Annotated in this window: 4 protein-coding genes; 3 read left to right on the forward strand and 1 reads right to left on the reverse strand. The window is 44.7% G+C overall.

Annotated elements, in window-relative coordinates; genetic code table 11:
- A partial coding sequence (locus tag AS141_RS27280; protein WP_157243457.1) for a PKD domain-containing protein occupies nt 1–12,560 on the reverse strand: 12,560 nt, incomplete at its 3' end.
- 964 nt (nt 12,561–13,524) lie between these two features.
- Here AS141_RS27280 and AS141_RS12220 point away from each other — a divergent pair.
- From AS141_RS12220 to AS141_RS12230, 3 genes are all read left to right on the forward strand, one after another.
- The gene (locus AS141_RS12220) at nt 13,525–13,992 is read left to right on the forward strand and encodes a MarR family winged helix-turn-helix transcriptional regulator (protein WP_057937959.1); all 468 of its coding nucleotides are present in this window, start codon (nt 13,525–13,527) and stop codon (nt 13,990–13,992) included.
- Nucleotides 13,993–14,002: 10 nt separating this feature from the next.
- On the forward strand, nt 14,003–14,506 hold the full coding sequence (locus tag AS141_RS12225; protein WP_057938201.1) for a hypothetical protein: 504 nt from the start codon (nt 14,003–14,005) through the stop codon (nt 14,504–14,506).
- 100 nt (nt 14,507–14,606) lie between these two features.
- Nucleotides 14,607–15,491: an alpha/beta fold hydrolase gene (locus AS141_RS12230; RefSeq protein ID WP_057937960.1), complete on the forward strand. Its 885-nt coding sequence runs from the start codon at nt 14,607–14,609 to the stop codon at nt 15,489–15,491.
- Nucleotides 15,492–15,532 lie beyond the last annotated feature (41 nt).

Below are 15,532 nucleotides of genomic sequence, written 5' to 3' on the forward strand. Positions count from 1 at the left end.
AAATCAGGCTCTGGTTCTGCTGGCAATTCCACATTCACTGTAAATGTGGTGAAATCAATGTTAAAGTCTCCATCAATCACCGTTAGCATCACCTCGTATTGACCTACTTCATTATAGATATGAGTTGGATTCATTTCAGCTGAAGCAGTTCCATCATCAAAGTTCCAGGCATAGATCAGGTCCCCGTCATCGGTAGAGTTCTGCCCGATAAAGCTGATCTGCTCTCCTACTTCAGCAGGGTTTGGTGTAGCACTTGCTACTGCTATAGGATCTACCTTTGGTGCATTCACCGTGATCTGAATCACCGTACTGTTGGACAAGCCCTCAGCATCTACCACGGTCAATTCCACATCATAAGTACCGGCTACAGTAAAGGTATGGATAGGATCTGCCAGATCGGAAGTGATTCCATCCTTAAAGTCCCATGCATAGCTTACTATTGCTACGTCATCTGTAGAGTTGCTACCGGTAAAGCTAACCGCCTCTCCAAGCAAGATCTCTTCCTTATCTGCAGTAGCAACAGCCACCGGAGCCTCGTTTACAATTACCTGATGTTTCTCTATCGCCAAACCGGATATACTCGGTCTGTTTGCAGTTGCCGGCATATTGATATTCAAAACCCCGTCTGTCACTTCTACCTCTTCGAATACCAGCTTCATAGGATTGTTGCCTGCTTCCAGGAACAGATCCAGGTTATCTTTTACCAGTGCGCCTTCAATCAGGATATCAAACACTCTTCTTCCTGCAATTCCACTTGGTGATCCAGCCGCCTTGCCATAATACAGTTCATTATGATAAGTACTGATGGTATAGGTACCGTTTGGTACAGGAATACTGTAATTCAGTGGCAACAGATTACCCATAGATCCACGTTCTGTCTGGTACAAACTAATAGTACTTGCATTGGTATTGGTATAGGTATGCGTGCTGTTGTAGTAGCTAGGCGATCCTATATCACCCACAAATACCTTGTCGTCAAAGTTGACCGTAGCGCTGCTACCTGTGTTCAAGTACAGACTAAACTCAATCTCTGGCTCGACCACAATCTGAAGCGTCGCAGTTCCGGTAAGTCCTGAAGCATCCTCCACTGTAAGAGTGGCAGTAAATGTACCGGCAGAAGTATAAGTATGTGTTGGGTTAGCTTCTGAAGAAGCAGGAGATCCGTCTCCAAACGTCCATTCGTAGCTCACCACCTCGAGTTCGTCCGTACTAGTATCACCGTTAAAGACCACAGTCAACGGAACAGTGCCCCCTTGGACGCTGGCTGTAGCTATAGCCACAGGCGGCAGATTCTCCAGTACAGAAATGCTAAGTTCCGCCTCATCTGAAAGTCCATTGTCATCTGTAACAGTCAATGTTACCGTATACTGTCCAGGTGTAGTGAAGGTATAGACAGGACTCATTTCCGAAGAGTTATCCCCGTTGCCAAAATCCCATAGGTAATCCACTATTTCTCCGTCCGAAGTAGAACCACTACCGTCAAAGGAGACAGAAAGCGGAGCATTTCCGCTACTTACATCAGCAGTGGCGACAGTAAGCGGACCAAAGTTTTCCACCACCGAGATGGTAACAGAATCCTTACCTACCAGCCCGGTATCATCAGTGACCGTAAGGACAACATTGTACTCGCCTTCCGCATTGAAGATAAAGCTAGGGTTTGCCACATTGGCAGTTCCAACGCCTCCAAAGTTCCAGGAGTATTCAGCGATCGTGCCATTATCTGAGGAATTGTCTCCGGTAAACTGTACCGTCAACGGAAGTCTTCCTTCAGTAACGTCTGCTTCTACCACTGCAAGTGGGGCTTTGTTGACATCCACCTGCAGCACACTTGAAGTGACCAGTCCATTGACATCGGTGGCAATAACATTGACCTCATAACCTGCCAAGGCAGTAGCGTCGGCATTACCGGAGATTATTCCATTTGCACCCATGGTCATCCAGGAAGGAATTGCTCCACCTCCCACTAAGGTAGCGGTGTACGTCAGTTTGTTGCCCGGATAACCTTTATTAAATGATGCGGTGATATCCTGTGAGAAGAATTCCCCCTCATTGATGAACAAGGCATCAATCGCTTCAGCTGTAGGCACTGCCTCAGGTCTGATGTTGGTAAAGTAGAAGGTATTGTCGTTCCAGTCACAGTTGGCAGATCCTGCACCACATCCACCCTGGATAAAGTCCTGAAGTACGATGTATTCGTTCGGAATGATGTCACCATTATGGTCTATTACTTTATACACCCTGATTCCCAAGAGATCCGGTCTGGCCCCGGTGATATTGTTACCCCCACTGGACAGGTAGTCCGCAATGGCAATTCTAAACGGCACCGTAATACTGGCCGCCAGGTCATTGTTGATGGCACCTGCTCCGTTTTTAGGGAATAAGGTCTGATAGTAAGCACTAGCGTGGGAGAAATTAATTCCTCCAACTGTGCCAGTACCGCCTACCTGTACAAATTTAGCTCCGTTGCTTCCAGGTCCATGTAACGCAGATATCTGGAATCCGATAACCGGTTTGCTTGGGTCAGCCTGCACAAAGTTGCTGGACAAGATCAGATCACCTTCATATCCTGCATCGATATTCTCAGGAATCGGGTAATTGGAACTTGGTCTATAGGTTATGCTATTCGGAGGTGTAATAGTACCCTGATCATTCACTATACTGTTCATTTTGGACTGGAATCCGAATACGTTGAACAGGTCATCAGAGTCAATCTCCACCCCACCTTCCGGTACAGGAGAGAATGCACCATGGAGCACAGCTGTATTATCTGAACCATTGTCAGCATTGGAGACTATCTGTATGCTCTCCTTGAACAGCATATGTCCGTTACCGCCATGGTCACCTTTGAAGGTAATGTCCAGGTCAATGAATCCACCTGGTGCAATGGTACGAGGCAATGCCCCACCAGCTGTAATGATCTCGTATTCAAAATCATTCAGATCAGAGATCAAAATGTCAGAGACAACCAGATTATCCGTGCCTGTATTGTTTATTCTCAACACATTTTTATCATGAACCAAAGCGGTGCCCGGATTTCTAAGTCTGTGGAACGTATAATAATCGTTAGCAGGGAAACCTCTGTTCGTACCTGGAATTTTATTCATATTTTCTATGAACAGCATTGCGCCTGTAGGCTGCTCTACAGTAAACTGGTAAGATTTAACTGACTTATTACCATTACCGTCTTCCGCTTCCAGCAAAACTATATAGCTACCCAAATCTGTCAGTGTTATTGGATTGGTATAATCCTGCAAAGCCTGACCGTTTACACTGAATTGGAATCTTACAATTCCCTCAGCCGACCCACTCAGGTCAGTGGCCTGGGAAGATAGGGTCACAGGACCTCTGTACACATCTTCGGAGAACATCACCCCATCCAGGGTAGTCTCGATCAGCGGAGGCTGCTTGCCTGTCTGGACTGGAGCTATTCTAATGTAGTTCACCTTCGCATTTACACCTCCTGAAGCCAGGGATAGTCGGAGTACTCCGTTGGATACGACTACGGTTTTTGTATCCTGGAAATGTACCGGCGCACTTGTACCTGCAGTTTCCTGGTTGTAATTGATCACATTGACCCCATTCACATCCAGGTTATGGTAACTGTCTGTAGCGGTAATATCCCCTACACTGATGTTAACTGAATAAGTACCATTAGGAAGATTGACTACCCAGTCCCTAAGCGGATAAGTAGCTGCTGTTCTGTGGCCTATAATGGTTAGGGTATTTAACAAAGCATCATTGTTGGATGCAGTATTTCTGTTTCTAGCATTCTCAACCGCACTGGCAGGAGTGGTGGTACCAGGGAGCACCCACCCAAAATTCACCGCACCCTGCTCGGTAGTCTGAGCTCCATAAGGTGCACCCAGATCATTGATCCAGCCCGCAGGAGAAGGGGCAATATTGGTAGGCAACTGGAAGTTGAACTGATAGGTAAATACCGGTTCAGTACCAGTCAGCGTGAGGTTAAGCTGCATCTGGTCAGAAGTATAACCAGGAGCACTTGCATTGATCACGCCCAGGTATTCACTTTGGGACAGTCCCGCAGTATTGATGGTTATGTCAAAAGGCACACCCAGTTCGAATTCCTCAGGTAAAGTAATCCAGGAAGCTGCGCTGGTAAGCGTCACTTCCGAGGCATCCAACCCTCCTGTAGCATTCAGGGTCACCTGCTGGGTGATACTATTTCCATCCGTTACAGCAGCTGATACATTGATGTTATCTGCTTCAAATTCCAGCTTCAGCGCACCGTCTTCATAAGGAATGACATTGTCAATGATAAACATGTAATCCTGATAGTCGCCGTTCGAAGCATCTTCAAAGCTTACCAAGTAACTGTTTTCAATCAGGTTACCGGCTCTGTCTTTCATAGGGTATGTTCTTACACGTCGGGCTACAACCCCACCTGTTCCACCACTAGTCAGGTTTAAAGCGTCTTCTGTATAATTAGATCTTTGGAAGGAATTCGAAGTCACATAGATACCAAATATTGCGCTGCCCGGATCAAAGAAATCATCACCTTCTGCAATTTCTGGGAATAGGGTCTGGGCATTGAAAATATCTGATGCGAGCACACCTACTTGATTTCTTACAATTGACGATCCATTGGTGTACCAACCAAAAGGCAAGGATTCGGCAGGAGAATACCTGCCCACAGGGGTAATGTTTACCTGACCTGGACCCGCTTTGATCCATTGCTGCACCAATACCTCTTCACCTTTTAGAACTTGCTGCACACCATCGGCAAGAGAAGTCCAGCCTACATTGATACCAATACCTAAAGTATTGACTACAGCTTGAAGAGGAGGTTCATTTCCACCTTCAAAACCGTTTTTCTTAAGCGCATATAGGCCAAGTGCAAATTCGGAAGCTTCTGCGTTTGCCAAAGCCAGTACCATTTCAGCTGCATGGTAGCCCAGATTGGAGTTATTGAGCTCCGGTGCATAGGTAACGGTGTAATCAACAGATTCACCAGCTGCAAGGGTAACCGAAGTAGGTCCTGTAGTACTAAAGTGGCTTGCAAATGTACCTCTGAAAGAGACGCCGGTAATCTGAACAGGCTCTTCACTGTCATTGGTAATACTTACCACATGACTATCCGTCTTTCTACCAGGTCCTGCGCTGGAATTCTGTACTTCCACTTCAAATATAAGTTCTTCCGGATCAGCTACCAGAGAAACATCCTCACCACCAGGCGTAATTTGGGTAATACCCAAAGAATACAGTTTGGTATTGAATCCACCGGAAGCATCTATGGTAAGCTTGCCGTCTTCAACAGTAACAATAGCTGAACCTGAGGTAACTCTAGTAGGCGCACCGACAGCTCCGGAAGGAACAAATTCATTTATGACATTGACCCCCTCTGCATTTACATTATGGATAGGGTTGGTCGTTGGATCTCCATCCACATTCAGGTCACCAGCTCCCACAGTCACGGCATAGGTGCCGTTAGGCAGGGCAACTTCCCAGATTCCTTCTACCATTACCCCATTTGGAGTTCCTCCAGGAGGCACACCATTTTGGTATTGCATATGTATAATGGTATTCTGAATGAAGTCAGCACCTGAAACATTCCTGTTTCTGGTGTTGGCTGTAAGATCCAGCGGAGTGACACCGTCTGTATTCATCCAGCCATAGGTGTAGCCATTGCCTCTATCCCCATATGGTGAGCCACTATCTTTCTCATATCCGGCAGGCGTAGCGTCTGCAGGTGTGGAGAAATTGATACTAAGCGGGCCGAATGTAGGCGTTACCGGCTCATTATCCGGGATGATAGAGAAGTCTGAGAACGTGTAAACTACGTTTGCAGTAGCCTCCCTTCGCTTGGTGGCAAAAATCCCTGCAAAACTCAGATTCGAATACGAGGTATTTCCGTTTCTGTAAGCAGCCGGTAAAGCCAATGTACCTACAGTAACTTCAGCACCTCCATTAAGGCTATAGAATCCTGTCAGGGTATTGTTTTCTACGTCCACATACATTCTTAGCGTCACTGTACTGGTATGCAAACCTGCAATTCCAGTAAGCTGTACATCATTATCAGCTGTATTGGGGGCAGCTCCGTTTATTTCACGTAACATCTGTACTGTACCCGGATTTGCTGTTACCAATTTCACGAAATTATCTTCGTTCAATCCAAACCAGATACCTGCCTGCTCTGAATTGCCACTTCCATCAGTATATGGATTGACAATGGTGGTACTGATACTGAAATTGCCGAAGGCATCTGCATCTATTCCGGCACCAAGTGCATTGATCTGGGAGTTGACATCAGTGCTAAAACCTGTACCGGTACCATTTCTAATATAGGCGATGCCATTAGCGGCATTTACCAGTAGATTTCCTCCTGAGAAGCTCAGTCGGCTTGGTTCAAAACCTGGAACAGCTGGGTTGGAGGTTGGTCCATCAGCTGTGATTCTCGCTGAAGGATTATCCACCATGGTAAAGCCTGTATTTGCCATACCTCCTTCAGATCCTGAGAAATCCAAGTTGAACGGTAGCGATACTGCCAGCTGGTCACAATCCAGTGTACTTATAGGAGAGCAACCCTCTTCAGGATTGACAGCTCCAAAAGGCTTGATGTTTCTCACGATCACTACGATATCCTGGTAATCAAATCCAGAAACATGTTCTTCAGTAGCGATCACATAAGCATTGGTTTCACCAGGTAAAGCATATACCCTTACATGGTGCGGGATTGCACCTGAGAAAGTGTTTAGCGCATCCTCACTGAACAGTTGTCTGTTCTGGAAATATGGCCACCTGCTTACAAATCCGAAACTGCTGATACCAGGATCAAATTCCAGTACCCCGTTTACTACAGGCTGTAAGGTCTGCCCATTGGTAACCGGAGAGTTGGATACGGTAAACAGTTCCTGCACTGATCCTGCATTTCCGGACTGGTAATAACCAAATGCCACTACTGGATTGGAATCCGTAGGACCATACACACTCAAAACTTCAACAGATACCGGTCCATCAGAAGCTGCCTGGAATTCCTGTATATCCAATTCATCCCCTATCAGTGAATTGTAATTGGTAGAGGCACCTGTGGTAATCAGGTTGGTAGATGGATCAACATCCCCCACATTTATAGCTCCGGCACCCAGATGGGTATCCAAAACCCACTGTAGAGAAGGCTCATTGCTTCCTCCGTTACCTTGCTTGCCCAAACCATTTAAACTAATGGTCACAGGATCTGCATTATAACTGGAAATAGTCAACAAGGCAGTTTTTGTCCCGTTGGAGGTAGGGTTGAACGTAATAGTAAATGACCCTGAGTTTTGTACGTTTATAGTCTGCGGAAGAGCAGAAATACTAAACTGATCGCTATTTGTTCCAGTGATTGAGGTCTGTATATCAGTCAACGGAGCATTACCCAGATTGGAAATCAGGATTTCCTGGGTGAACACATTATCTCCCGCCGAAATAGCATCCCCGGCAAACCTATCTGTACTGAGTGCGATTACCGGCCTAGGGGAAGCCTGGTTAGAAGGCTTCAAGAGAACAATCTGCTGTCTCGCATAATCAGAGACATAAATATTTCCGGTAGATACATCCTCGATAAGATCCAGCGGGTCACCGAATCCGGTAAATCCTGGTATCCCTATTTTAAAGGTTTGGACATCCCCGCCCGGACCATCAGGCACCAGGGCAATGATATCACTTCCACCACTGTACCGTACGACAAGCATTGCGCCTTGCAGATTTCCGTTTTCCGCGTTGCTCTTATATTCTATGACACCGTTAGGTGATTTGTTCAGTTCAAAATCAAAAGCCGCTCCTCTGTAATTGATATCCGCTTGAACTCCGTTATAAAGTGAATTGTCCACATCGGCATCGCCTCTATTGAGTACAAATTCCCCACGGTAAGGATTAGGATGACCGTAGTAACCGATCGGCTCACTTGGATTAACCCTGAAAAGCCAGTCTTTTTGAACGTTGGTATTATTGATGGCTGAGATGGCAGGGAAAGAAGAAGGATTACCTGAGGTATTATAGAAGGTACCGTTTGGCCTTCTCATTCCATCAATTGATGCTGGGGAGTTACTTCCTCCGGCTGTTCCGTTGGTAGGAATGTAAAGTTGTCCGTTTGAATGCCACACGAGATCATAGGCATTCCGGATTCCGGAGGCATAGATTGTCAATGGGGCATTGACATAATATGGGTTATAACCAGGGGTACCCAAATCAGTAAGTCCAAGAGTCGGTGAGCTTGTGCTGGCAGCTTTGATCGCCTCAATATTTCTTGTAGTTCTTACGTTCAAAGGTAAAGTGGAAGGCAGCTTGGTAAGGTCCAATCTCAAGGCTGCTCCGGAAAGAAGACTTTCCTCCCTTTGCCAAGCTCCATCATAGGCCCCACCTGCTGAATTACTTCCCTGTAGGAAATAAAGTACGTTTGGTTCAGAAGGTCTAAATGCCAGGCTGTTAGTCAGGTGATCACGGTTTGATCGAGGCAGCTGGGTTACCAACAGTTGTTCGTTCTGGAGATTTGCTCCACTTAACTTTGAAATATTACCATCCCAATCCGGTGCCCCGGCATTTACACCAAAAGAAACGTGTGTAATATAGGCGATAAGGTTTCCTGCTGTAGCAGCAGGGTCAAATACGAATCCAATAGCAGTTCTGCTGTTGTTATAATTGGCTTTCCAGGAAGTTAATACTTCTTCATTGGCAAGGGTACCGTCCGCATTGATGGTCCATCTGTGGATGTTTCCATTGAATTCAATCCCATATAACTTTCCATCAGGGCCCATTTCCAATGTGGTATATTGATTACCGCTATCGACTACGCCTGCATTTGAGAATGAAACATTGTCCAGATCGGTAGTGGGTCCTCCGCCCCCGTCACCTGTAGTAAAAGTAGAAGTAAATGCTTCAAGTGTAGCTCCGGAAACATCCTGAACACCATTGATCTCAAAAACATAGGTAGTGTTGGCTTCTAAAGGAAGAGCAGGAACCAGATTGATCGCATCACCTCCACCTGTACCGTTGACACTGGCATTCACCGGGGAAGTACTTCCCTGTTTGAAGAGTCTGACTGTAGAAGTGGTAATCGTGCTATTGTTCAATCCTCCTGGATTTGGAAGGTAAAGGTTGTTGGCCGATACACTGGTGGTCACCGAGACGTTTGTTGCGCCATCTGCGGGATTAACTCCTATAACACTAGGTATCAACTCTCCCTGTGTACTGGTGACTATTTCTACAAAATTTATTTTGGTATTATGGCCTCCTGTCGGAGTAAGTGTCAACTTACCATCGGCCACCGTTATCACTGCGGTGCCGGTGGTGCCCCGTGTAGGACTACCTTGCACACCTGATGCCACGTAGCCATCAATAACCGTGACTCCTTCAGCATTTATAGTATGCACAGGATTGTCTGCGGTTGCTCCGTCCACAGTGGGGTCCCCTACTCCAACGGTTACCGTATACGTGCCATTTGGAACTTCCATCTCCCACTTAGCATCAGGAAGATAGCCCGTACCAGGTGTTTCCACCGTACCATATTGCATATGGATCAGGGTGTTATTCAATACAGAGACCCCACTGATCGCCCTATTTCTTGCATTGGGAGTCAGATTCGCCGGAGCAGAAGTCGCTGCATTTAACCATCCATAGGAATACCCGTTACCGCGGTCAGCATACGGGCTGCCGGAATCTTTTAGATAGCCTTGAGGGGCAGCTGTAGCCTCATCTGAGAAATTAACTTTCAGATCAGTAAGTGGGGTAACAGTAAGATTGACAACCAGGTCAGCATTTGAATACCCGGACTCATCACTGTCCTGAGCGGTAATCGTAGTAGAATAAGTACCTGCGGTTAAACCTGGAACGAACTCAAACTGAAGTTCACCTACAGCAGGATTCTCAGGGAAAAGCAGCCAATCACCAACAGCATGGGGATCATCACCCAGCGTAATTGGAGGAGTGCCTACACTTGAAGAAAGCGTTACATTGAATGGAGGGATGTCCTCTCCTTCTATGGCAGAAACATTTATAGTATTTGGGCTGAAAGTAAGGGTTTTAGGAGTATTGACTCCATCCTGCTCTACTGTAAAATAGTCATAGGTGGCATTGAAAGTAGTGCCATTTCTATAGGTATTATAAATTCCTGCGAAGCTCGCATTCCCTTGCTCAGAATCCAGCTGTTTGCCGGTCAAAAACACCTGTGGAAGAGCCAACTCGCTGATAGCCGAATTGGTAACCTGAATAAATTCGCCAGCGCCTATAGCATAATAAGAGGTAATGGTCATCTCCAGTGGATCAACTACCATCCGAAGGGTGATCGTATTACCGGACGCCCCTGCCACTACCTGAATCTGATCGGTATTCGAAGCAACGCCTGCTGTGGAAGAAAGCCCATTGACTTCTTTTCTGACTTCAATATTGGCATTATTGTTAAAATCAAGTTTGACAAAATTATCATTATCAATACCGAACCAAATTCCCGCCTGGGCAGAACTTCCTCCTGTATTGATGTTTAACAATTTTGTTTCCAAGACTAAAGGAGCTGAGAAATCAGTTAATCCCACGCCCAAAGTATTCACTTGGGCATTGTTGGCCAGATAGGCTATTCCGGCCGAAGCAGCTATGGAGAGATTTCCTCCCTGAACAGTAAGTTTAGATGGCTCATAGCCGTTTACCGAAGGATAGGTCACCGGTCCATCCGCTGCCAATCGAGAAGCTGTATGCGGATCGGCCATAGTAAACCCGGTGGAAATGCTGTTTGCATCGAGCAAACCACCCTCATTTCCGTTAAACGTGAGGTTTACAGGCAGGCTTTTAACAATTTGATCACATGGAAGCAAGCTGAAAGGGCCGCAAGGGGTTTCAACAATAACTTCTTCCAATTCTTCGGTTACGATTTCTTCATAAGCTGAGCTTAGGCGAACCGGGCCCAGCTTGGCATTATTTGTTCCGTTTGAACTGATAAACAGGCGGGTGATTCTGGGTGCAGCACCTACTGTGTGGGTACCTGATGCAGACCAGACCGTCTGGGTTAAATCAAGTTTAGGATCTATGGAGTAAGAATAGGTAATGGTGTTAGCCCCATCCCAAATACCTCTTACCACGAATTGCAGTGTCTTATCAAACTGCGCGGCAGAGTTGCCATTGTCTGAGGCAGGGGCCCCAAGACCTACCCTGGCAAGAAGACTGTTTGAAGGGCCTTTTGCCAGTTGCAACCTTACCCAGTTATCATCGGCCGTGCCGTCATCGATTTTTATTGCAGTCCTGATGCGGTCAGTTGCATTTGGCCCTAAAGAAGAAACATTAAAATAAGTTGAAAAGTAGAAGGGTTCATTTGCCGCCAAGTCGATAGGGCTTGAGGATACAGGCGCATAATCAGTGGTTTGGGTACCCGAGGAAAAATCCAGGGATGTAGTGGTATTAGCACTGATTCCAGTAGCGAGGACAGGAATCTGTGCCTCACCTGAATTTGCCGGGGTCCAATTTCCCGCGGACACAGCAATAAGATTCCCTGAACTATAGTTAAAATCTTCAATTATGGAACCAGCAGGCTCTACCGACTCTTCACCAAGCACAGCAAAATCCTGGATTAAAAAATCCAGCGGCTGCGTAGCCAAAGCGCGTCTTATCGTTGAGAATACCCCACCAAAAACTAGATTTGGTGAAGTAACATTGGTATCATGGTCAACCCCCAAATCTATTTTAGAAGAAACAGGCAACGCCCCACTTGAAAATGAGGCATTGCCTGGGACTTGAATTTCAGCACCACCATCCAGGGAATAGTAGCCTTTTGCCGTGTTGGTTACAGGGTCTATCTCTAACCTGAGTTTTATGGAAGTAATACCGGCTACATTAAAATTGGCAGTATTTAGTTCAGGTAGCCTTAATGATTCTGACGCATTACTCAAATCCTCCGAAAATAATTGGATTTTTTGTTGAGTACTTGATGCTTTGATTATTGCTAATTTTATGTAGTGATCTTCATCCACACCATACCATATTCCTGTTTGTTGTGATTGGTCGCCAGCCGAAAGTGAAAAGTTTGGCTGATCCACTGTGGCAACAACATTTAAAAAGGAGCCAGGGGTATTGAACCCTACCCCCAGCGCGTTGATCTGAGAGTTAGTTTCGGTGCTGTTTGGGGTGCCGGATGGCTGACTGTAAAAAATACCCTTTGTGGCAGTCAACTGTAACTTCCCGGATGCAAGAGCCAGTTTTCCTAATTCCAATCCAGGAACTGCCGGATTAGAAATAGGATTATCCGCTGCAAGTCTTGCTGATGGAGCCTGGACCATGGTGAAGCCGGTATTTGCAATTCCACCTTCACTTCCTGTGAAACTTAGCGAATACGGCAATAAAACCTGTATTTCCCCACAATCCAGGGTGCTAATATTAGAACAGGGTCCGACAAAATCCCGGGAAAAAATATAATTTCCCTGATATTTTTTGAATGGAAACTCCAAGGCTTCAGTCTTAGATCCAGAGGCAAGAAGTAACCCATCATATTTTTCCTTGCCGATAAATGAGACGGAAAAGATGAGAACAATAAAAATCCACCAAAGTGATTTTTGCTGTAGAAAGAAATTGTAACCGTTTTTCATATGAAATAATTTAGAACCGAGAACAAATTTGTACCCTTGGAAAACACGCTCTTTTGAATGAAAATATTTGTATAATAAATACTGTCTTTTGACGTTTACACTAATCAGAATGAAATCAAATAACAAAAATCATTTTTCAAAAAGCAAATATTTGTATTTGAGAAATTCATTTCTTGAAAAAGAATGAATTGGGAAAAAATAAATTAATACTACTATTTATTGTAATTATTATATTTTATCGCAGCTCTAAAAAATCATAGGATTAAAAATTTAAAAGTAGAATTTCGATAGTTTAAATAAACATAAAACCGCTTATCCGAAAAACTAGCTAAATCCATAGGCCCTATTTTTCGTAAAAATCCTATAAAAAAGAGAAAATCATATGGGTAAAAAAGAATGTGGGAATTATGGGTATATTAATGGAAACTTAACGTCAAAAACATTTAAACTAAACTCACACCCTTATTACCTAAGCACTTAAATGATTAAGCAACCCTTTCAAAAATTGTCAAGCTAGGCGAAATCTAAGTAGCTTAGCTCTTTTACGTAATGGTAGCGTGGAAAAATGAAACCTGAAGTCGGGTGTTGATATCCTATGAGAACACTCTTATCGGTAGAAGCTCCTTAGAGCGTCTGCCTGTTCCAACTTTTTCTAAAAAACAAGCCCATTTCCAAGATCACAATTTTAAATCAAGGAAGAATGTTGAATGATGAATCCCGATGAGCAATTTGCTTTTGCTACCTCACCTCCTCTTTTGGCATCGTGATACTCATCCGGGATAGGAAGATAAGTAAGCAGTAACATAGCCCCATTTTTTAAGTGATGTTATCATATCGCAGCAGTTACCTCACCTTAACAGTCTAACCAGCGGACATCCAACAGCTACGTTCCAACAACATTTTACGTGGCTATCAGTTTTTGGAAGGAAAATTTATTTATCTTTGTTACTAAGATATTTAGACAATGAGCAAAAAACAAGATGACAGTATCATCCAAGAATTTAGAATGGCGAGCAGAAAGTATTCCGATGCTTCCATCTTCATGCACGAAGCAATCGCCCGAAAAGCAGGGCTGTCCGGTACAGACCACAAATATTTGGGCCTTATCCTTCAGCACAAGGAACTGACCGCTGGAGACATAGCTAAACTCACAGGGCTTACAACCGGTGCGGTTACGGGTTTAATAGACCGTTTGGAGAAAAAGAACCTGTTGAAAAGAAAGTTGACCAAAGACGACAGGCGAAAGGTGATTATTGTTCCAAACACTGAAAACAGTATGAAACTATTGCAACCGTTTTTTAGCGAACTGCAACAGAAAACAACTGGCCTATTAGCTTCTTTTTCAGAAAAAGAGATCCAGGTCATTCAGCGCTATTTTGTTGAAGCCACAAGCCTAATGGAAGAAACCACCATCAGTTTAAACAGCAAGTAATATGAACAAAATGGAAAACATAACAGCATTATACCTGACAAGGGCCGAAACATGGCTTTGCATTACCACACTCCTTTATTTTTTGATGAACGGGGCGCAGATTTTTGAAACCCTTGTATTCGTCCCCAAGTGGACAGCTTCCCCATCGGAGAACTTCAACCTCTTAGTGGACGGCCGTGGGGCAAGTTTGAAATTCTTTTGGATAATAATGCATTCACTGCACGAGATTGCATTCATCCTTGCCATCATTTTCTGCTGGAAAATTGACCCGGTCAGAAACTGGCTGCTCCTATTATTCGTCGTCCATTTTGCGGTCAGGGTTTGGACCCTATCCTATTTCGCACCCAACATTATTGAATTTCAAAAAGTAGCAGAAACCCCGGCAATGGCAACAGACCTGATAGACCGGACTTCGCTTTGGCAAATACTCAACTATGTGAGAGTAGCAATTTTTATAGCAGTTTCAATAGGACTTATTCCTTTGTGTGTTAAGTTGCTTAATCTGCGACACTAAAAGATACATGAAATCGAGCATGTCGAAAACGACACACACCGGGATGACTTTAATTCATGCGAGATTCCATATGGCCTTTTAAAGACAAAATTACAGTCATATGAAAAGAAAATTAACCTATTTTGTACTGGCAATTTTGACTTTGGCAGCGTGTAACAACAAAAAAGAAACAGAAAACACTATGCAGATTTCAGCACCTAAGGACATAAAAAAAACCGGCTATTCCGAAGTGAACGGACTGCAAATGTATTACGAGATTTACGGCCAGGGTAAACCATTCGTTCTCATCCACGGTGGTGGATCAACCATACAGTCAAACTTTGAAAAGGTCATTCCGCTATTCGCAAAAAACAGACAGGTAATAGCCGTAGAATTGCAGGCCCACGGAAGAACCAGCGACCGAAACGCTGACCTTTCATTTGAACAAGATGCAGATGACGTTGCTACACTCCTGAAAAATCTACTCATTGACAAAGCGGATTTTCTAGGCTTCAGTAATGGGGGAACAACCACTTTGCAGATTGCCATTCGCCACCCTGAACTGGTCAATAAACTAATTTTAGGCTCTACACTTGCCAAACGCAACGGAGTCCCTGAATGGTTTTGGGGCTTTATGGAAAATGCCCGGCTGGAAAATATGCCCGAACAATTAAAGGAAGCCTACATGAAGGCTACACCGGACTCCAATGGCCTACAGGTAATGCACGACAGGGATGCAAAGCGGATGATTAATTTCAAAGACATTGAAGACGGGCAACTCGAATCCATAAAAGCACCGACTTTGATCATAATCGGAGATAAAGATGTGATTACCCCAGAACATGCACTTGAACTTCACAGACAAATTGCAAACGCTGAACTGGCGATAATTCCGGGCGGACATGGCCAATATATCGGGGAAATCACAACCCTAACACCTGACTTTAAAGAGAGTGATCTTGTAGTTCCGATGATTGAAAAATTCCTTGATAAGAAGAACGACTGAATAACAAACCGCCAGTATTGCAAGATCCGGACATTGAATTC

Source organism: Algoriphagus resistens (genome assembly GCF_001442615.1).
GTDB lineage: Bacteria > Bacteroidota > Bacteroidia > Cytophagales > Cyclobacteriaceae > Algoriphagus > Algoriphagus resistens.